The sequence below is a fragment of the Caulobacter sp. Root655 genome, assembly GCF_001427665.1.
Classification (GTDB): domain Bacteria; phylum Pseudomonadota; class Alphaproteobacteria; order Caulobacterales; family Caulobacteraceae; genus Caulobacter.
Window position 1 is genome coordinate 248,102 of record NZ_LMHC01000024.1, and the last position, 20,485, is coordinate 268,586.

Here is a 20,485-nt window from a genome sequence, read left to right on the forward strand (position 1 = left end):
ACCTAGCGCTTGACGCCAGGCGCCCTCTTCTCGTTCCAGCCCAACTCCATGCCGATGGCGTTGGCGCATTCGCGCACGTCGTCGGCAAGCGCCGACATCCGCGCGTCATCCATGTATTGAGCCGCGCCCGAGACGCTGATCGCCGCCACGATCTGCCCACCGGGGCCGCGCACAGGCGCGGCGACACAGCGGATGCGATCCTCGTTCTCCTCCAGGTCGAAGGCCACGCCACGCTTGGCGTAGCCGCGCATCCATTCGATCCACTGTTCCTCGCCGGGGCCGCCGGGCGTCGGCGGCCCTTCCTTGCGATAGAGTTCGCGCCAACGCGCCTCGGTGCCGTCCAGCACCAGGGCCTTGCCCAGGCCGGTCGAACGGATCGGCTGGCGATCGCCCACTCGCGAACTGATGTTGATGCGGCGGCGTCCAGTGAGTTTGTCGAGATAGTGCGCGCGATCGTCGTCCAGCACGCCCAGGTGCACGGTGTCCTCGAGTTCTTCCCACAGGCGCTCAAGATGTGGCCTGGCCAGGCGTGGCAGGTCCATTTGCTGGCCAGCCAGATAACCCAGTTCCAGCAGTTTCGAGCCTAGACCGTAGCCTTCGCGCGGCGTCTGTGAGAGCAGGCGCCGTTCGACCAGCGCGGTGGCCAGGCGGTGGGTGGTGCTGCGCGTCAAGCCCAGGCGTTCGGCGAGCGCGGGCAGGCCGATGGCGCCGGAATCGGCGACGACGTCGAGCAGGTCGAGACCCCGGAAGAGCGTCTGGCTGCCGCTCGGCCCCTTGACGCGTGAACTGTCTTCCTTCGCCACCGATCCGGCTCCACTTGACGCGTCACGTTTCATTTTGTAGCACTCTCTCTCATAATATGATACTTAAAGCAAGCGGCGACGGGACAATTCGACCACCCAGCCCATGTCGCGCCACCGTGTCATATGACGTCTTGGGGAGGTAGGCGCGACCGAACGAAGGTTCCGCCAAGCATGTCGGAGGACCTGAATCTTCCGTCACGCCCTCTTCTTCCTTGAAGTAGATCGCCTCCATCTGGATGCGTTGGGCTGGAGTTGGTTTTCCTATGCCGTTTCCCCTCATCCGGCAGGTTCGCGCCTTCGTGGTCCGCGGCGGCGGAGCCGATTATCACGATCAGGGTGAGGGTCACTGGATCGACGACCACATCGCCACGCCGATGTCGCGCTATCCGGAATATCGCCAGAGCCGGCAGAGTTTCGGCATCAACGTGCTCGGCACCCTGGTCGTCGAGATCGAAGCCGCCGACGGCACGATCGGCTTCGCGGTGACCACCGGCGGCGAGCCGGCCGCCTACATCGTCGAAAAGCACCTGGCCCGCTTCCTGGAAGGCCGCGACCCGACCGAGATCGAGAAGATCTGGGATCAGATGTACTTCTCCACCCAATACTATGGCCGCAAGGGCCTGGTGGTGAACGCCCTGTCCGGCGTCGACCTGGCCCTGTGGGACCTGCTGGGCAAGCTGCGCCAGGAGCCGGTCTATCACCTGCTGGGCGGCAAGGTTCGCGACGAACTGACCTTCTACGCCACCGGCGCGCGTCCCGACCTGGCCCAGAAGATGGGCTTCATCGGCGGCAAGATGCCCCTGCACCACGGCCCGACCGAGGGCGAAGAAGGCCTGCGCAAGAACATCGAAGAGCTGGCCACCATGCGCGAGCGCACGGGCGAGGACTTCTGGCTGATGTTCGACTGCTGGATGGCGCTGGACCTCAACTACGCCGTCAAGCTGGCCCACAAGGCACATGAATACGGCCTCAAGTGGATCGAAGAGGCTCTGAGCCCCGACGACTACTGGGGTTATCGCGACCTGAAGAAGGCGGCGCCGCCTGGCATGCTGGTGACCACCGGCGAGCACGAAGCCACCCGCTGGGGCTTCCGCATGCTGCTGGAGATGGAATGCTGCGACATCATCCAGCCCGACGTCGGCTGGTGCGGCGGCATGACCGAGCTGGTGAAGATCTCCAACCTGGCCGACTCGCGCGGCGTCATGTGCATCCCGCACGGCTCCAGCGTCTACAGCTACCACTTCGTCACCACGCGCCATAACAGCCCGTTCGCCGAGTTCCTGATGATGGCCCCGAAGGCCGACGAGGTGGTGCCGATGTTCCATCCGCAGCTGATCGGCGAGCCCGTCCCGGTGAACGGCAAGCTCAAGCTCTCCGACGCCCCCGGTTTCGGCGTCGAACTCAATCGCGAGGTCGGTCTGCACCGACCTTACGCCCGCTAATTTCCTCGAACGCTAAATCCCCCGAAAGCGTGAAGTCATGAAACTCCTGCGTTACGGCCCCCGCGGCGCCGAAAAGCCCGGCCTCCTCGACGCCGACGGCCAGATCCGCGACCTGTCGGGCCACATCGACGACATCACCGGCGCGATCCTGTCGCCCGAGGGCCTGAAGACGCTGGCCGCCATCGATCCGGCCACTCTGCCGATCGTCGAAGGCTCGCCCCGCTACGGCGTGCCGGTCGGCAGCGTCGGAAAGTTCCTGGCCATCGGCCTGAACTTCGCCGACCACGCCAAGGAAGCAGGCCTCGAACCCCCGCCCGAGCCGATCTTCTTCACCAAGGCGATCAGCTGCCTCAGCGGTCCCAATGACGACGTGATGATCCCCAAAGACGCCCTGAAGACCGACTGGGAGGTCGAGCTGGGCGTGGTGATCGGCAAGCGGGCCCGCTACGTCGAGCAGGCCGACGCCCTGGACTACGTCGCCGGCTATGTGCTGGTGAACGACGTCTCCGAGCGCGCCTACCAGAAGGAACTCGGCTCCCAGTGGGACAAGGGCAAGGGCTGCGACACCTTCGGCCCGGTCGGTCCGTGGCTGGTCACCTCGGACGAGGTGGGCGACTGCCAGGACCTGGAGATGTTCCTGGACCTCAACGGCAAGCGCATGCAGACCGGCAACACCAAGACGATGATCTTCGGGGTCGCCGAGTGCATCGCCTATATGAGCCGCTTCATCACCCTGGAGCCGGGCGACATTCTCACGACGGGCACCCCGCCCGGCGTGGGTGAAGGCCAGAAGCCCGACAAGATCTTCCTGAAGGCCGGCGACGTCATGAAGCTGGGCGTCCAGAGGCTGGGTGAGCAGCAGCAGAGGGTCGTCGCCTGGACCCAGGAGGGCGTCGCGTGAGCGACGGTCTCCTCTTCCCGGATCACGTCTTCGCTGACCGCTTCAAGGGGCGCACGGCGATCGTCACGGGCGGCGCCTCGGGCCTTGGCCGCTCGGTCGCGGCCCGGATCGTCGCCGAGGGTGGGCAGGTCTCGCTGTGGGACGTCGACGCCGACGGCCTGGAGGCCGCCGCCGCCGTGGCGGGCGCCAAGCACACCTACGCCCTGGATGTCTCCGATCAGGCGCAGGTCGCCAAGGCCGCCAGCGCCGCCAGCGCCGCTCTGGGGCGGATCGACATCCTCGTCGCCTCCGCCGGCATCACCGGCGCCACGGCGCCCGTGCATGAGTTCCCGCTCGACAGCTGGCGGCGGGTAATCGACATCAACCTCAACGGCCTGTTCTACTGCTGCCGCGAGGTCACGCCCTACATGCTGGCCAATGGCTATGGTCGCATCGTCAACGTCGCATCGGTGGCCGGCAAGGAAGGCAACCCCAACGCCAGCGCCTATTCGGCCAGCAAGGCTGGCGTGATCGGCCTGACCAAGTCGCTGGGCAAGGAACTGGCCACCCAGGGCGTGATCGCCAACAGCATCACCCCGGCGACCTTCGAAAGCCCGATCCTGGAGCAGTTGCCGCAAAGCCAGGTCGACTACATGCGCTCCAAGATCCCGATGGGCCGCCTGGGCGAGGTGCACGAGAGCGTCGCCATGGTCTGCTTCATGGCCAGCGAGGAATGCAGCTTCACCACAGGGGCGACCTTCGACACTTCCGGCGGCCGCACGACCTTCTAGAGCATTTTCAAGCGAAGTGGATGCCGGTTCGCGTGAAGAAAATGCGCAAAAACAAAGACCTAGAGCGCCCGGCCTGATGCAATCAGGTCGGGAAACGCTCTAGGGGAGTTGGGAACGATGACCTACGCCGGCCCGATCATCGATCCCCACATGCACCTGTGGGACCTGGAGCGGCACTACTACGCCTGGCTTCAGGACACCCCGCTGCCGAACAACCCGGCCGGGGACATGTCTCCCCTCGCCTATCGCACCTACGGCCTGGACGACTACTTGGCCGACACCGTCGGCTGGAACGTCGTCCAGGCGGTGCATGTCGAATGCGGCCTGCCACCCAAGGACCAGCTCTCCGAGACCGACTGGCTGCAGGGCCTGGCCGACACCCGAGGCGTCATCGGCGGCATCGTCGCGGGGGCCTGGCTGGACGATCCGGGCGTCGAGGCGCTGCTCGAGGCTCAGGCGGCGCGTCCCAACGTCCGGGGCGTCCGCCAGATCGTCAGCTGGCACATCGATCCGGCCAGGACCTATGGCGACCGCGACCTGTTGCAGGACCCGCAATGGCGAAAGGGCTACGCCCTGCTCGCCAGGCACGGCTTGTCGTTCGACCTGCAGCTCTATCCTTCGCAGATGGCGACGTCCGCCGATCTGGCCGCCGCCCATCCGGACATTCCGGTGATCGTCAACCATGCCGGCATGCCCACCGATCGCGACGCGACCGGTCTGGCCGCCTGGCGCGAGGGCCTGGCCCTGCTGGCCGAGAAACCCAATGTCAGCTGCAAGATCTCGGGCCTGGCCATGGTCGACCGAACCTGGACCCCAGAGAGTCTGCGGCCCTTCATCCTGAGGGTGATCGAGGCCTTCGGTCCCGAGCGCTGCATGTTCGCCAGCAACTTCCCCGTAGAGAAGGTCCACGGCGCGTTCGACGCCTTCTATCGCGCCTACGACGCCGTCACGGCGGACTTCAGCAAGGCCGAACGGGTCCTGCTGTTTGGCGGAGCGGCGGCGCGGATCTATCGCCTGCGCGACCCAGCCGCCTGATCGATCAGAACAAGAAACGGGAGGACAGATGAGCATCGACCAGGATCGCCCCCTCGCCTTCCGCATGCAGCTGAAGCCGGGTGTCGCCGCCGAATATGAGCGTCGCCATGACGAACTCTGGCCCGACCTCGCGGAAGCCCTGCGCAAGGTCGGAATCCATGACTATTCGATCTTCCTCGACGAGGAGACGATGAGCCTGTTCGCCGTCCTGCGCCTGCGCCCCGACCACACCAAGAACGCCTTGCCGCTGGAACCGGTGATGAAGCGCTGGTGGGACTACATGGCCGACCTGATGGAGGTGTATCCAGACAACCGTCCGCGCGAATGGCCGCTGAAACCCGTTTTCTACTTCGAGGGATAGGCATGATTCGCCCTCCCTTCCACGCCCTAGGTCTGGCCACCATCCTGCTGGCGACCACCGCCCCCGTTCAGTCGCTTGGGGCCGAACCCGTGCGCTACACGATGACGGCGTTCACCAACGCCAGCCAGTCGAACATGAGCGTCTACGACTCGACGGACGCGACGCGCTTTACGCTGAAGAGGCCCCTGGCTTACACCCCACCCCAAGGCCTGATCCGCGACCCCAGCGTGATGAAGCACACCGACGGCTGGTACTATGTCGCCTACACCACCGGCTGGAGCGGAAACACCATCGGCCTGGCCCGCAGCCGCGACCTGGCCGACTGGACCTATCTGCGCGACATCAAGGTCCAGGTCCCCGGCGCGACCAATAGCTGGGCGCCGGAATGGTTCGTCGACCAAGATGGGTCGGTGAACCTGATCCTGTCGGTCTCGGCCGCCGGCATCGCCGGCCAGTTCCAACCCTACCGCATCACCGCGACCGACGCTTCGCTGGCGACCTGGTCCGCGCCCAAGCCGTTGTCGGGGCTGGGTCCCAACTTCATCGATACGTTCGTGGTGCGCGACGGCGGGCTCTACAACGCCTTCGCCAAGAACGAGACCAGCAAGTTCATCGAGTTGTGGACCGCCCCGTCGCTGGACGGCCCTTGGCAGGCCAAGGGAACCGGGGACTGGGCCGGCTGGGGCCGGGGCGTCGAAGGCCCTGCCCTGACCCGAACGCCAGAAGGGTCCTGGCGGATCTATTTCGACGAGTATTCGGCCAAGCGCTACTGGTACAGCGACAGCCGGGACGGCTTCCGGACTTGGACCAGGAAGGTCGAACTGCCCGAGCTGTCGGGCACGGTGCGCCACTTCACCGTGCTGAAGGAAGGCGGCGAGACCGCCGTCGCCGCCAAGCCGGCGCAAGCCCACCAGATCACCTGGGACAAGTATTCGCTGAAGGTCGATGGCGAGCGCGTGTTCTCCTGGGGCGGCGAGTTCCACCCCTTCCGCGTGCCCAGTCCCGACCTGTGGCGCGACATCCTCCAGAAGATGAAGGCCAGCGGCTACAACACCGTCGCCATCTATTTCGACTGGGGCTACCACTCGCCCAAGCAGGGGGTCTACGACTTCAGCGGCGTGCGCGACATGGACCGCGTGCTGACCATGGCCAAGGAAGAAGGCCTCTACGTCATCACCCGCGCCGGGCCTTACGTGAACGCCGAGCTGACCCGGGGCGGCTTTCCCGGCTGGCTGGTCAACCAGCAGGCTCGCGCCCGCACCGACGCGCCGGAATATATCGCCGCTTCCGACGAATGGCTGACCCAGATCAACGCCGTCATCGCCCGCCACCAACTGACCACCGGCCAGGGCACGGTGATCGCCCACCAGATCGAGAACGAGCTGGACGTCGTCGGCGCCCCGCAGCAACGCTACATGCAGTGGCTGGCCGACAAGGCCAAGGCTGATGGCGTCACCGTCCCGATCTTCCACAACGACAAGGGCCGCAACGGCTACTGGGTCCCCAAGGGCTCGAACGTGCCGGGCACGGTGGAAGGCCCCAACGACCTCTACGCCTTCGACGGCTATCCGGGCGGCAACTGCAAGGTCGACTCCACCCCGGCCAATCCGGGCGTTGCGCCCGACTGGGGTTTGTACGGGGCCGGCGGGGCCAAGGGCGGGGCCTCGGCCAGTCCGAACACGCCGGGCTTCCTGGCCGAGTTCGGCGGTGGCTGGTTCGACTATTGGGGCAGCAACGGCGACTACGACTGCACCGCCATCCACCGCGGTGTCGGCTACCAGCGGGTGTTCTACGCCACCAACCTCGCCAACGGGATCACGCTGCAAAGCTTCTACATGACCTATGGCGGAACCTCGTGGGGCTGGCTGCCGGCCCCGGTGGTGTTCACCTCCTACGACTACGGGGCGGCCATCGACGAGGCCCGGGGCCTGCGCGACAAGGCCCGGGTGATGAAGCAGATGGGCGAGTTCATCGCCGCCGTGCCCGATCTTCGCCGGATGGACAAGGGCGCGGCCGTCGTTCCCTCCAACGACAAGGTCCGCGTCTATCACAACGTCAATGTCGAGACGGGCGGCCACCTCTATGTGGTGGTCCACAATCCCAGCAGCGGGACCAGCGACGAAGCCTTCACCTTCAAGATCGCCACCCGTGACGGCGAGTACGAGGTCGCCTCGCGGCTCAAGGGCCAGGACAGCAAGATGCTGATGGCTTCGTATGACCTGGGCGGCCAGCGGCTGGTCTATTCGACCTCGGAAATCCAGACCCAGCTGAAATGGAACGACGGCGACCTGGCCCTGCTCTACGGCCGCGCCGGCGAGGCGGGCGAGACGGTGCTGCGCTATGCCTCCGCGCCGACGGTCCAAGTTTTGGACGGCGAGGTCGCCTCCAGCTTCGACGCCGCCAAGGGCGACCTGAAGCTGGCCTATGTCCATAAGGAATTGATCCGCATACGGATCATAGGCGGCGGTCGCCCGCCCCTCACCCTGCTGCTGGCCGACGCGGAGACGGGCCAGACCTTCTGGCGGCGCGACCATCTCCTGGTGCGCGGGCCAGGCCTGGTGCGCAGCGACGCGATCAAGGGCGGGACCCTGTCCCTGACTGGCGACACCGAGACCGACAGCCCGCTGGAAGTCTTCGCGCCCAAGGGCGTTACGACCGTCAGTTGGAACGGCGTCAAGGTCGCGACCAGGGTCACGGCCTCCGCCAGCCTGCTGGCCGAAAAGGCCCTGGCCGGCCCCGTCGCTGTCGCCGTCCCCGACCTGGCCAGGCTGAACTGGAAGACCGCGCCCGGTTCGCCCGAGGCCGACCCCGCCTTCGACGACAGCGCCTGGCAGAAGGCCGAGGGGCGCCGCAGCGGCTCGACCGTGCGCGGCCCGACCGGCCAGCCGGCCCTGGACATGAGCACCTACGGCTTCCACCAGGGCGACGTCTGGTATCGCGGCCGCTATACGGCCAAGCCCGGCATCGACACCCTGACCCTGCACTACGGGGCCGGCGGCGCGGGCATGCTGCAGGTCTGGCTGGACGGCCGGTTCTTGGGCCAGCACGAGCTGGATGGCGGCCTGCCTCGGCCGATCACCACCGGCGTGGCGATCTTCAAGCTGCCGCCGGACCTGCGCGGGTCCAGCGAGCATGTGCTGTCGGTGATGGTGCGCAACAACGGCCACAACTGGGATCTCGACGCCGACGACTTCCACAAAGAGGCCCGTGGCCTGGTCTCGGCCTCGCTGTCGGGGCCGGGAACCTACAGCTTCGCCACACCGATCGCCTGGAAGATCCAGGGCAATCTCGGCGGCGAGGACATCCAGGACCCGGTGCGCGGAAACGCCAACAACGGCGGCCAGTTCGGCGAGCGCAACGGCTGGCACCTGCCCGGTTTCCCGGACGCGACCTGGGCCAAGGCCGACATGGCCACGACCCAGCCCCATGCCGGCACGACCTGGTACCGAACGACCTTCGACCTGGCCCTGCCCAAGGATCAGGACACGACCCTGGGCCTGACCATCGGCGATCCGTCGACGCCGCGCTCGCCCGGCCGCTACCGGGTGCTGATCTTCGTCAACGGCTGGAACATGGGCCAGTTCATCGCCCATGTCGGCCCGCAACGGACCTTCGTCCTGCCGACCGGCATCATCGACCTGCACGGCAAGAACACCCTGGCCCTGGCGGTCACCAGCGACGGCGCGCCCGGCGACGCCCTGGAGACCGTGAAACTCGTCAATCTGCGTACCGTGCGCGGCGGGATCCCCGTCGCAAAGGTCGCCGCGCCCGACTTCAAGCCGTGAGCGCCGGCCGCTCGCGCCCCGTTCTGTAAGGAGACTACCCCGTGCCCAACCTCGCTCACGGCCTCGACGCCAAGGACATCAAGGCCAAGATCGCCCTGCTGATCAGCAACCTCGTCGACATCAAGGACGAGACGGGCGAGTTCCTGCTGCGCCTTGACGACGGCCGGGTAATCGACACCAAGGGCTGGAACGACTGGGAATGGACCCATGGCGTAGGGCTCTACGGCCTGTGGAAACAGTACGAGATGAGCGGCGATCCCCGCGCCTTCGAGATCATGACGACCTGGTTCGCCGACCGCTTCGAGGCCGGCACCCCGACCAAGAACATCAACACCGTCTCGCCCTTCCTGACCCTGGCCTATCTGTACGAGGCCACGGGCGACCACACCTACCTGCCCTATCTGGAGACCTGGGCCGACTACGTGATGTACGAGGGCCCCCGCACCGAGGAAGGCGGCTTCCAGCACATCGTCTTCAACAGCGAGAACCCGCAGCAGCTGTGGGACGACACCCTGATGATGAGCGTCCTGCCCCTGGCCAAGATCGGCCTGCTACTGGGCCGCGACGACTTCATCGAGGAGGCCAAGCGCCAGTTCATGGTGCACATCAAGTACCTGGCCGACCGCAAGACCGGGATGTGGTTCCACGGTTGGACCTTCGAAGGCCGGCACAATTTCGCCGACGCCCTGTGGGCGCGGGGCAATTGCTGGGTGACGATCGCCATCCCCGAGTTCATCGAGCTCCTCGACCTGCCGCCCGGCGACGCCCTGCGCGCCTTCCTGATCGACACGCTGGAGGCCCAGATCAAGGCCCTGGCCCGCTATCAGGACGAGGCCACGGGTCTTTGGCATACCCTGGTCGATGACGAGACCTCGTACCTGGAAGCCTCGGCCGCCGCCGGCTTCGCCTATGGGATCCTGAAGGCCGTCCGCAAGCGCTACATCGGCAAGTCGTACGAAGTCGTGGCGATCAAGGCGCTCAAGGGCGTGCTGACCCATATCGACGACAAGGGCGAGCTGCAGCAGGTCTCGTTCGGCACCCCCGTGTTCGACACCCTGCAGGGTTACAAGGACATTCCCCTGACCTCGATGCCCTACGGCCAGTCGCTGGCCCTGCTGGCGCTGGGCGAATTCCAGCGGGCCTTCATCTAGGCCGCTCCAGCCGGTCAAAAACAATAACAAGAACATCAGGGCGGATCCGATGCAGCCTCGCAAAATCAAACTGATCAACTACCTGGCCTACGGGTCCAACGACCTGTTCGGCGCCGGGGCGATGGCCATCATCAGCGGCTGGATCCTCTATTTCTACACCACCTTCTGTGGTCTTTCGGCGGTGCAGGCGACGGCGATCTTCGCCATCGCCCGCCTGCTGGACGCGGTGTTCAGCCCGCTGGTCGGCCACCTGTCGGACCATTTCTACACTACCAAGTTGGGGCGAAAATTCGGGCGGCGGCGGTTCTTCGTGCTGGCCGCCATCCCCTTGCTGCCCAGCTTCGCGATCATGTGGATCAGCGGCCAGACCTTCTGGTTCTACCTGGTCACCTACGTCCTGTTCGAGCTGGTCTACGCCTTCGAGCTGATCCCCTACGAGACCCTCGCGGCCGAGATGTCCAAGGACTACAAGGTCAAGGCCAAGTTCGCCGGTTGCCGCATCCTGTTCGCCCAGACCTCGGCGATCATGGCCGGCTTCCTGCCAGCCGCGATCATCAACCACCTGGGCAAGGACTCGGCGGACACCTTCCTCTATCTGGGGATCGGCGCGGCGATCACCTTCATGGTCACGGCGGGTTTCGTCTATCTGTTCACCTGGGAGCGGCCGCCCGGCGAGACCGGCATCGCGGCGCGCGAGGGCAAGCTGTCGCTGTGGGACAGCTTCAAGGCGCTCTACGCCAACCTGTTCTCGACCCTGCGCATCCGGGCCTTCCGCCAGCACCTGGGCATGTATCTGGGCGGCTATATCAGCCAGGACATCTTCAACGGCGTGTTCGTGTTCTTCGTGGTCTTCGCCCTGGGCGCCACCACCGCCGACGCCGGCAATTTCATGGGCTTCATGGCCTTCGCCCAGCTGGCGGCGGTGGCCGGGTTCATCTGGCTGATCCTGCGCATCCACCCCGCCCCGTCCTACCGGCTGGCGGTGAGTTTCTACGCTCTGGCCGTGCTGGGTTTCCTGGCCATCTACCTGATCTCGCCGACCGACCTTCTGGCCTGGATGATGGCGCCCGTGCTGCTGGCCGGCCTGGGTCGCGGCGGCCTCAACTACATTCCTTGGAACATCTACAACTACATGGCCGACGTCGACGAGATCGTCACTGGCAAGCGCCGCGAGGGCGCCTTCGCCGGAGTCATGACCTTCGTGCGCAAGACCATGCAGGCGGCCGCCATCGCCATGGTGGGCCTGATCCTCGAGGCCGGCGGCTTCGTCTCCAAGGCCAAGACCCAGAGCCCCGAGGCCATCGCCACCATCCTGACCGTCCTGGTGGCCGGCACCTTGGCCCTGCTGGTCTTCGGTTTCGTGGTCTCGCTGCGCTTCCGGCTGAACCACCGGACCCATCAGATCCTGATGGAGGAGATCGAGCGCTTTCGCGCCGAGGACCAGGCGTCACCCACGCCGGAGCACCGCGCCGTGGTCGAGGACCTCACGGGCTGGCGCTACGAGCGGCTCTGGGGACGAGGCTGACGACGCCGTCGATCAGTGGGGAGGGGTGGCGGCGACCGGCAAAAGGCGGAGATGGTCGATCGCCAGGTCGGTCCCGCGGGCGACGATGACCAGGTCATGGATACCGGGCGTCATCGCGTCGGCCACTTCCACGCGCAGCAGGTTGTCGAGCACGCCCTGGGCCCAGGCGGGGCTTCCCGTCTCGCGGGCGATGTCGAAGGCCTTGGGAGGAGCACCGTCGATCGAGACCTCCAGACGCAGGGCGCCGTCGCCGTTCCTCCCATAGAGCGGAAGCAGGCCCAGCTCCAATCGCCTCTCGCCCGCGTCGGCGACCTTGAACCGATAGGTGAGGCGCGCGCCCTCCCCTTGAGCGAACATCGCGCCGCCGCCCCTACCCAGACCTTCGACAAGGCGCCAGCCCTGGTTGGCGGTAAAGGCCTCGGCTTCGACGATATCGTCACTCGGTGGTGGCGGCTTCGTCGGAGCCACTGGCGAAGCCGCACCGGCCGGACCCAGAAGGCCCGCCACCGGCAGGCTCAGGCGACTGGCCCTGAAGCCCGGCCATTGATTGTCGGCCGGCTCCTCGGCCATCAGGTGACGCCATTTGCCGCCAGCCACGTCGTTGTTGAACCGTGCGGTGAGCGCCTTGATCTCTTCATCGGCCGCCACCGCCATCTTGGCGAAGTCCCGAGCGGATTCCGGTTTTGAGTCGATCAGCGCGGCGTAGCGCTCGGCGCCGAAGAACCGGCGGTTCGCCGCCGCCGCCGCGCGCACCGGGTAGTCGACCAGTTCGAAAAAGGCGTCCGACAGGTCGGTGGGCATCGATGCGCCGACTTGGCCCGTCGCGTCGACCAAGATGTTGAAGCGGCGCAGGCGCTCGGCCGTTTCGGTGGCCGACAACCGACTGGCGCGCGGCTTCCGGCCGGGCAACCACCATTGCAGATGTTCGGGCCGGCGCTCGAAATTGAGCCGGTAGTGTTCGTCCAGCACCGCGCCGACGCCGGCGCCGCGCTCCTGGCCGAAGGTGCGCCCCGCCCAATCGTCGAGATAGGCGCGCTGGCTCCGTCCGCGCCATCGATCGATGTCCCAGGCCATTTCCATGAACAGGCTGATGTCGATCTCGGCGGGCTTGATGTCCCCGACATTGGCGATCCAGAGCCTCCGGGCGCCCAGGTCGTAGGCGCGCGTCATCTCCTCCTGGACCAGGGCCGGCGGCGTCGTGCTCAGCCAGAGATACGAGAGCGGCGCGCCCAGATAGGACAGGTGATAATAGACCCCGGTCCCGCCCGAACGCGCCCGCTCGGCGTCGTTCGGGAACTGGCGGATGTAGCCGAAATTGTCGTCGGGCCAGACGATGGTCACGTCGTCGGGGACTTTCAGCCCGCCCCGATAGAGATCGAGCACCTCCTTGTAGGGCGTGAAGACCTGCGGAACGCGCTTGAGATCGGGATTGACGTTGTCGCGCAGCAGGGCCCGCTGGTCCGCGATGATCCGGTCCAACAGCGCCACCTTGCCCGCAGGGGTCTCCGCGCCGACGATCCCGGAATCGTGGATGCCGCGCATCCCCAGCGTCCACAGGTTCCCGTAGCGCGCGTTGCTCCGCACCCTTTCTTCCCAATAGGCCCGCACCCCGTCGGGATTGGCGGCGTAGTTGAACCTGGCCGGGTCCTGCTTCCACTCGCCGACATTGTTGCGCTGCATCGGCTCGGCGTGGGACGAGCCCATGACGATCGCGTATTCGTCGGCCAGGCGGGCGTTTTCGGGATCGCTGTTGAACGGCGCGCTGACCTTGTGCATGGCCGGCCACAAGGTATTGGCCTTCAGGCGTAGCAGCAGGCGGAAGACTTGGGCGTAGGTCTTGGGACCGATATTGCCCTTGCCCGGCTCGAAGGTCTGCGCCGCCCACGGGGTCAGGCCCCAGTCCTCATCGTTGATAAAGAGCCCGCGATAGCGGACGGACGGCGGACCGAACCTGCGGGTTTCGGGCGCGACCACGAGGGCGTCCCGACGCCGCGGCTTGACGTCGGCCCACCAGGTCCAGGGCGAAACCCCCATGGCCTCGCTCAGCTCATAGGCCCCGAAGGCCGCGCCCCGGCGATCGCTGCCGACGATGACCAGCGCCCGCTCGATCCCGGGAAGCGGGCGCTCGACCGTGGCGATCAGGAAACTCTCCCAGGCGCCGCTCAGGCGGCCAACGTCGAGCTTCCTCGCGGCGACCATCCTGTCGATGAGCCGGTTTTTCCCCAGCGTACCGATGACGACCAGGGTCTTGCCGACCGGCTCCGCCGCGGCCTCCACCGAAGGCCTGACTCCGGTGACGGCGGCGATATCGGCCGAAAGATCGGTCGCCGCATGGGCGACGACCGGCGCGTCGGCGGGGTCGCTGACGATCGCGGCCGCATGGCCGTCGACCACCAGAGGAAACCCGCCGACGACAGACGCGGAAACCAGCGGCCTTGGACCATCCCTTTCCGACGCCGCGACGGCCGGCCCGCAAAGGACGGCGGCGAGCACGGCGAAGACCAAGCCGAACGTCCGCGCCAGCATGGCCAACTTCTTCCGGTCCATTCGGCGTTTCTAGAACTTGTACTGCAGTCCCAGGTTAAATTGCCTGCCGGTGTGGGTGTAGACGAAGGTGCTGTCTCGCGTGGAGTCGATGAACTGTCGATTGAAGCGGTCAAAGATGTTGAGACCCTCCAGAGACAGCTTGAAATGATCGTTGATCTGGTAGGAGGCCGCCATGTCGAAGGTCAGGTTGGCGTCATAGCCTTCCAGGTCCTGATAGGGATTGTTGGCCGGCAGGGCGACGATCGATTTGTCCCTGTACGAGGCCGAGACACGAGCGCTGAATCTGTCATCCTCATAGTAAAGCGTGGCGTTGTAGGCGTTCTTCGACAAGCCCACCAAGTCGTTTGTGGTGACCGCGCCAGAGGCCAGGAAGTAGTCGATCTGGGAGTCGACATAGGTGTAGTTGATCAGCGCGCCGGTATGACGCAGGAGGCCAGGCAGGAAGGTGAACGCCTGCTGGTAGTTGATCTCCAAGCCCTTCAGCGGCCCACCGGGCGTGTTCACCGGTCGAGTGACGGTGAAGAGCGTGTTGTCCGGATCGAGCTGCGATGTGCCCAGCAAGGCCAGGGGCAGGCCAGTTTGCCGGAAGCTCATCTGCTGGGACTGGTTTTGGACGTAGGTGGCGATGTCCTTGTAGAAGACCCCGACTCCCAGGATGCCACCTGGCGCGAAGTACCATTCGGCGCCGAGGTCGACCGTCGTGGCGCGGATCGGATCCAGGTCGGGGTTACCCGAGGTGATCGAGGGCGTGCCGTTCAGGTTCAGGCTGCCGCCTGGCGTGAGGAAGCCCAGGTCCGGCCTGGCGACGACCTTGGCCCACGAGAAGCGCAGCATCAGGTCGTCGGTCATGTCGACCGCGAAGTTCACCGACGGGAGAACGTCGTGATACTTGTTGTCGGCGGTGACCCCCACGCCGCCGATCTGGTTGCCACGCGACTCCAGCTCGGTCTGGGCGAAACGGAAACCGACGTCGCCGCGCACCGGCAGACCGCCGATCTCGGTCTTGAGATCGGCCTGGAAATAGGCCGAGGCGACCTTCTCGTCGACGCGCCGGATGCCGCCGTTGTTGGGGATCAGGGCGTACATCCCCGTCTCGCTGTAGAGGTTCTGGCTGGCGACGAACTTGTCGTAGTCGATGGTCGCCCAACTGGTCGGGAAGACGCCGCTGTCGATGCCGTGACCGCCGAACCCGGACACCGTCTTGGTGACCGCCTGCAGGTCGGCGGTGCTCAGGGTCGGGACCAGGAAGTTGTTCGCGCGCTGCTTGGCCGAGGTGTCGAACGAGAACTCGTCATAGTGCGCGCCGACCTTGAGGGTCAGAGCCTCATCAAAGGCCCAGGCCAGGTTCAGCTCGCCGGTGCGGTAAATGTTGGTGGTGAAGGTCTGCTGCAGCCGCACCTCGGCGTTCGGCGCGCCGAAGCTGTAGAGGCTGGCGTCGGCGACGTTGAAGTCGTGGGTGATGGTCGGCTGGTCGCGGTTCTTGCGGAAGTCGATGGTCATGCCGGCGTTGGGACGCTGGAACATGATCGTCGTGGTCATCGGCTGATCGTAGTCCGATTTCGAGTAACCGATCAGCCCGCTCACCTTCAGTCGGTCGGTCAGCTCGTGGGTTCCGGCCAGGGTGTATTGCTGGAAGACGTTCTGGAACTCGTCGTGCTGGGTGTCGGACCGCACGTCGACGCCGCCAAAGCGCGCGTAGTCGACGTCGTAGACCGTCAGGCCCTTGTTGATGTCCGTCTGGCTGGTCCCGGCATTCCGCAGGACCAGTTCGCGCACGGCCGTCTGCGGCTTGCCGTTCTGGCTGATCGCGCGCGCGAACGAAAAGCCCTCCAGCCAGTTTTCCTCGCGCTTGACGTTGTAGTTCGAATAGAGCGCGTCGAAGCTCAGCGAGGTCCGCGAACTCGGCTTCCATTGCAGGGCCAAGGTCGCGCCCGTGCGCTCCTGCTCATGATGGAAACGGCCGTAGCGGGGCAGGCGCGGGAAGAACACGGTCGAGCGGTTGGCCTGGTCGTAGACGGTGTCGTTGGCCGCCGGTCGCGCCACGCCCGTGGCGCAGTTGAGGGCGTCCGTGCCGTTGGCGGGATTGGTGGCGGGGTTCTGCGAAGCACGGCCCACGGGCGTGCAGAAACCGCCGTCGATCGTGGCTGGATTCCAGCCCCCCGAGCCCCACTGGTCCTCGAGGAACTCGCGCTTGCTGTAGGCCAACGAGGCCTGAGCCCCGAACTCGCCCCAGGCGGTGTTCCAGTTGTTGCCGATCACCGCGCTGAACTTGGGGTCGGAGTGCTTGGACAGGTCATTATATCCGGCCGAGGCGCCGAGCACCAAGGTCAGGCCCTTGTGGTCCAGCGGCTTGGCGGTCTCCAGGTCGACGGTCGCGCCCAGCGAGCCCTCGATGACCTCGGCCTGGGCGGTCTTGCGCACCGTGATGCCGCTGAACAGCTCCGAGGCGAAGGTGTTGAAATCGAATCCCCGGCCCAGATTGGCGCCTCGGTCGCTGGTGGTGGCGCCGCTGGTCGCCTGAGCCTCCATGCCGTTGATCCGCACACGGGTGAAGGTCGGCGGCAACCCGCGGACGGTGATGGTCCGCCCCTCTCCCGCCACCCGGGTGATCGACACGCCCGGCACTCGTTGGATCGACTCGGCGAGGTTGGCGTCGGGGAAGTCGGCGATATCCTCGGCCTTGATGGCGTCAACGACGCCCGACGACTGACGCTTGATGTTGAGGGCGCTTCTCAGGCTTTCGCGAAAGCCCGTGACCACCACTTCCTCGACGGCCGTCGCTTCCGCGTCGCCCGATTGCACTGCGGACGAGGCGCCGGCGGATTGTGCATTGGCGGCGGTCGCTACAAATGGGCCCGCCCAGGCAAGGGCCAAGAGCGAGCAGCCCGTGGTGAGACCACGCATGGATGATGACATAAATCCCTCCCTCCAGGGCGCGCGTTGATGCGCGCCTACATTTCCACCCAAGGCGCCGGCTGATCCGGTCTGTGCATTGTGCGAGGCCGCCTGAAATCCCACATTATGGGAGACAGTCTCATAATTGATCACAGTATGTAGGACAAATGGCAAACGCAAGCCCTGAGGCCGCGAGCCCTCGCCACGGGCGAAGCCACGACATGAACATGGATTTGCAATGCCGCCAGACCGCCACAGACGACAAGCGACAGGCCTTCCAGGAGATGATCGAAGCAGCGACATCGAAGCACCGCTCTTCGACGTCATCCAGGCCCACTCACTCTCGCGGCTGTTCCGCGACCAGTTCCTGTTCAGTTCTACGTCAGGAAGCTAGCCAAGAACGGCGTCGAGGTAGTCTCCATCACTCAGAAGCTGGGTGACGATCCGATGAACCAGATAATGCGCAAGATCATGACGCTCTTCGACGAGCACCAGTCCAAGGAGAACGGCAAGCACACCCTGCGGGCCATGAAGGAGAACGCCCGCCAGGGCTTTGGAATGGCTCCAGACCCCCGATCGGCTATCGAGTCATCATCGCCGACCATCACACCCCGGCCGAGCCGTCCGCCTACGCGGCCCGCGACGAGTTGATCCGCCGAACTCGCGGCCAAGCGCCCGCTAGGCGCGCCAGCGCAGTTGCGCCCCTATCGGTTGGAAGAAGCGCGAGACGCCCCGGAAGGAGACGGTGAGGCGACCAAGGACCTAGGCTTTGCGAACCATGTCGCGTCCGCCGGTCCTTTCGAGCTTGGCGAGCAACCGATTGTAGGTCGATTGTCGTATAGGCCTGCCATCGCGCAGAGACAGACCTTGGTCACCGCCGGCAGCGCACTGCGAATGACCAGGACTTTCTCTTGATCGACGAGCACCATGTTCATGCGTACGGCTTCCAATGATGCGCCAGCAGGCGCGTGCCGGCGGCGACCAGCGCCGCCGCCAGCGGGAAAAGTCAGGGTTTCAGGGTCCCAGCCTTGAGATCGGCCGCGCCCTTCAGGGCCAGGTCGTCGGAGGCCGCGCCGACCGCGACCTGATAGCTGCCCTTGTCGATTACCCAGCGATTGGCCTTGACGTCGAAGCGGCCCAGCAGGCGCGCGTCGGCGGCAAGCGTGACGCGACGAGTCTCACCGGGTTTGAGATCGATCTTGTCGAAGCCGATCAGACGCTGCAGCGGCTCGCCGCTTGCACCGGTCAGATAGACCTGCGGTGCGGCCTTGCCGGCTCGCACACCGGTGTTAGCCACATCGAAGCTGACCGTCAGGGTGTCGCCGCCAGCGACCTTCAGGTTCGAGAAGCCGAACGTCGTGTAGGACAGCCCGTGGCCGAACGCGAACAGCGGCTTGTCGCCAGTCTTGGCGAAGCGGCGGTAGCCGACGTCGGCGCCCTCGACATAGTCGACGTCGAAGCGGGTCTTTTCCGGCACGCCCAGGCCCGGGAGCCGCTCGCGCGGATATTGGGCCAGCGAGGCAGGGAAGGTCACGGGCAGGCGGCCCGAGGCATCGACCTGGCCGAACAGCACGTCGGCTATGGCGTCACCACCCCGCGCGCCGGAATACCAGGCCTCAACGACGGCCCCGGCCTGCTTCAACCAGGGCATTGCCACCGCCCCGCCGGTCTGCAGCACGACCACGGCCTTGGGATTGGCGGCCGTCACCGCGGCGATCAGCGCGTCCTGGCCGTCAGGCAGCGACAGGTCAACGGCGTCCTCGCCCTCGCCCATCCACTGGTTGCCGAACACCACCACCACGTCGGCGGCCTTGGCGGCCGCGACCGCCGAAGCGACGTAACGGCCATCGTCGAAGGTCACCTTGGCTTGTGGCGCCAGCCTGCGGATCGCGGCCAGCGGCGAGGAAGGGTGGAAGTACTGGCTGCGGAACTGGGCCATCATCCCCTCCCCGCCCAGCGGGATGATCGTCTTGACGCCGCCGGGCGGCACGACCTGGGAAGAGCCGCCGCCTGACAACACGCCGGCGTCGGCGTGGCCGCCGATCACGGCGATCGACCGGGCGGTCTTGGCAAGCGGCAGCAGGCCTTCGGTATTCTTCAGCAACACAATGCCTTCGCGCGCCGCCTCCAGGCTGACCGCGCCATTGGCGGCGTAGTCGATCTCGGACTTGGCGGCGGGGCGATCGAACAGGCCGGCGGCGAACATCGAGCGCAAGATCCGGCGGCTCATATCCGACAGGCGCGCGGCCGGGACCTCCCCCTTCTCGACAGCCGCCTTCAGTGGCGCGCCGAACCAAGTGGTCCCGTCCAGTTGCTCGCCGGACTGCTGGTCAAGACCCTTGAGGGCGTAGTCGGTTGCGTGGACCGCGCCCCAGTCGGACATCACCCAGCCCTTATAGCCCCAATCGCGCTTGAGCACGGTGTTCAGCAGGTGGTTATTGCCGCAGCTATAGTCGCCATTGACCAGGTTGTAGGCGCACATCACCGAGCCGGGCTGGCCCTTTTCGATGGCGATCTCAAACGCCAGGAGGTCGCTCTCGCGGTGCGCCCCCTCCTCGATCACCGAGTTGGCGGTCATGCGGCCGGTCTCCTGACCGTTCAGCGAGAAGTGCTTGATCGTCGATACGACGCCTTGGTCTTGGATGCCCTTGATCGCCGCGCCCGCCAGCGAACCGGCAAGCCACGGGTCCTCGCCCAGATATTCGAAATTGCGGCCGTTGCGGGGATCGCGCGCCAGATTGACGCCGCCGGCCAGTTGCACATTGAACCCCTTGGCGCGGGCCTCGCGGCCGACAACCGCGCCGCCTTCATAGATCAGCCGCGTGTTGAAGGTCGCCGCCTGCGCCAGGCCCGACGGCAGGGCGGTGGCGCCGTCGCCTGGCCTCACCCCCAGGGGATTGGTCACACCAAGGCTCGCGTCACTCTCCTGCAGGGCCGGGACGCCCAGACGCGGCACGCCGGGGAAATAGCCGGCCGATCCGATCGCGCCTTGCGGCGCCTCGAAGCCCAAGACCGGCATGGCCATCGGCCCATGCACCAGGCCGATCCGCTCATCCAGGGTCAGCGCTCTGTCGAGCAGCGCGGCGCGCTCGTCTGGCGAGAGCTTGGCCTCGCTCCAGGGATGATCGGGAGGCGTGGCGGCTTGAGCGGCAACGGCGAACGCCAGAACGGCGAAGCTCGAGGCGAGTGACAGGGAGCGATGCAGGGTCATGATTCTTCGTCGTTCAGGGGGCGAGCCTGAAAAGGGCGGGCAGGCGTCGCGGACCTCGT

Annotated in this window: 13 protein-coding genes; 9 read left to right on the plus strand and 4 right to left on the minus strand. The window is 66.0% G+C overall.

Translation table 11 applies throughout. The features are described from left to right. Positions 1-2 precede the first annotated feature (2 nt). Positions 3-803: an IclR family transcriptional regulator gene (locus ASD79_RS18925; RefSeq protein WP_235524521.1), complete on the minus strand. Its 801-nt coding sequence runs from the start codon at positions 801-803 to the stop codon at positions 3-5. 263 nt (positions 804-1,066) lie between these two features. Here ASD79_RS18925 and rhmD point away from each other — a divergent pair, with 263 nt between their 5' ends. From rhmD to ASD79_RS18965, 8 genes are all read left to right on the plus strand, one after another. Beyond that, on the plus strand, positions 1,067-2,245 hold the full coding sequence (gene rhmD, locus ASD79_RS18930; RefSeq protein WP_056724507.1) for an L-rhamnonate dehydratase: 1,179 nt from the start codon (positions 1,067-1,069) through the stop codon (positions 2,243-2,245). 37 nt (positions 2,246-2,282) lie between these two features. Then, positions 2,283-3,146 (plus strand): fumarylacetoacetate hydrolase family protein, encoded by an 864-nt coding sequence (locus tag ASD79_RS18935; protein WP_056724509.1) that lies wholly within the window; start codon positions 2,283-2,285, stop codon positions 3,144-3,146. Beyond that, positions 3,143-3,916: an SDR family NAD(P)-dependent oxidoreductase gene (locus tag ASD79_RS18940; RefSeq protein ID WP_056724510.1), complete on the plus strand. Its 774-nt coding sequence runs from the start codon at positions 3,143-3,145 to the stop codon at positions 3,914-3,916. The genes ASD79_RS18935 and ASD79_RS18940 overlap by 4 nt, the downstream gene beginning before the upstream one ends. A gap of 117 nt (positions 3,917-4,033) precedes the next feature. Then, positions 4,034-4,951, plus strand: coding sequence for an amidohydrolase (locus ASD79_RS18945; RefSeq protein ID WP_056724512.1), 918 nt, complete (start codon positions 4,034-4,036; stop codon positions 4,949-4,951). Between the two features lie 28 nt (positions 4,952-4,979). Further along, complete coding sequence (gene rhaM / locus ASD79_RS18950) at positions 4,980-5,312, plus strand: L-rhamnose mutarotase (protein ID WP_056724515.1); 333 nt, start codon at positions 4,980-4,982, stop codon at positions 5,310-5,312. 2 nt (positions 5,313-5,314) lie between these two features. Further along, on the plus strand, positions 5,315-9,097 hold the full coding sequence (locus ASD79_RS18955; protein WP_082585024.1) for a beta-galactosidase: 3,783 nt from the start codon (positions 5,315-5,317) through the stop codon (positions 9,095-9,097). A 41-nt stretch (positions 9,098-9,138) separates the two neighbouring features. Beyond that, positions 9,139-10,248 carry a glycoside hydrolase family 105 protein gene (locus ASD79_RS18960; protein WP_056724517.1) on the plus strand — a complete coding sequence of 370 codons (1,110 nt, stop codon included), beginning with the start codon at positions 9,139-9,141 and terminating at the stop codon, positions 10,246-10,248. Positions 10,249-10,297: 49 nt separating this feature from the next. Beyond that, positions 10,298-11,773, plus strand: a complete 1,476-nt coding sequence (locus ASD79_RS18965; RefSeq protein ID WP_056724519.1) for an MFS transporter — start codon at positions 10,298-10,300, stop codon at positions 11,771-11,773. A 12-nt stretch (positions 11,774-11,785) separates the two neighbouring features. Here the strand turns inward: ASD79_RS18965 and ASD79_RS18970 are convergent, their stop codons facing one another. Beyond that, positions 11,786-14,320 (minus strand): glycosyl hydrolase 115 family protein, encoded by a 2,535-nt coding sequence (locus ASD79_RS18970; protein ID WP_082585025.1) that lies wholly within the window; start codon positions 14,318-14,320, stop codon positions 11,786-11,788. Between the two features lie 9 nt (positions 14,321-14,329). Then, positions 14,330-17,122: a TonB-dependent receptor gene (locus ASD79_RS18975; protein ID WP_235524522.1), complete on the minus strand. Its 2,793-nt coding sequence runs from the start codon at positions 17,120-17,122 to the stop codon at positions 14,330-14,332. A 525-nt stretch (positions 17,123-17,647) separates the two neighbouring features. Between ASD79_RS18975 and ASD79_RS24725 the strand changes: the two genes are divergently transcribed. After that, positions 17,648-17,866, plus strand: a complete 219-nt coding sequence (locus ASD79_RS24725) for a hypothetical protein (protein ID WP_235524536.1) — start codon at positions 17,648-17,650, stop codon at positions 17,864-17,866. 355 nt (positions 17,867-18,221) lie between these two features. Here the strand turns inward: ASD79_RS24725 and ASD79_RS18985 are convergent, their stop codons facing one another. After that, entirely contained in the window at positions 18,222-20,426 is a 2,205-nt protein-coding gene (locus ASD79_RS18985) for a beta-glucosidase (protein WP_056724525.1), read from the minus strand. Positions 20,427-20,485 lie beyond the last annotated feature (59 nt).

Coding starts and splice junctions, on each gene's coding strand:
- rhmD (WP_056724507.1), top strand. CDS start 1,067: ATGCCGTTTCCCCTCATCCGGCAGGTTCGCGCCTTCGTGGTCCGCGGC.
- ASD79_RS18965 (WP_056724519.1), top strand. CDS start 10,298: ATGCAGCCTCGCAAAATCAAACTGATCAACTACCTGGCCTACGGGTCC.
- rhaM (WP_056724515.1), top strand. CDS start 4,980: ATGAGCATCGACCAGGATCGCCCCCTCGCCTTCCGCATGCAGCTGAAG.
- ASD79_RS18985 (WP_056724525.1), bottom strand. CDS start 20,426: ATGACCCTGCATCGCTCCCTGTCACTCGCCTCGAGCTTCGCCGTTCTG.
- ASD79_RS18970 (WP_082585025.1), bottom strand. CDS start 14,320: ATGGACCGGAAGAAGTTGGCCATGCTGGCGCGGACGTTCGGCTTGGTC.
- ASD79_RS18955 (WP_082585024.1), top strand. CDS start 5,315: ATGATTCGCCCTCCCTTCCACGCCCTAGGTCTGGCCACCATCCTGCTG.
- ASD79_RS18935 (WP_056724509.1), top strand. CDS start 2,283: ATGAAACTCCTGCGTTACGGCCCCCGCGGCGCCGAAAAGCCCGGCCTC.
- ASD79_RS18945 (WP_056724512.1), top strand. CDS start 4,034: ATGACCTACGCCGGCCCGATCATCGATCCCCACATGCACCTGTGGGAC.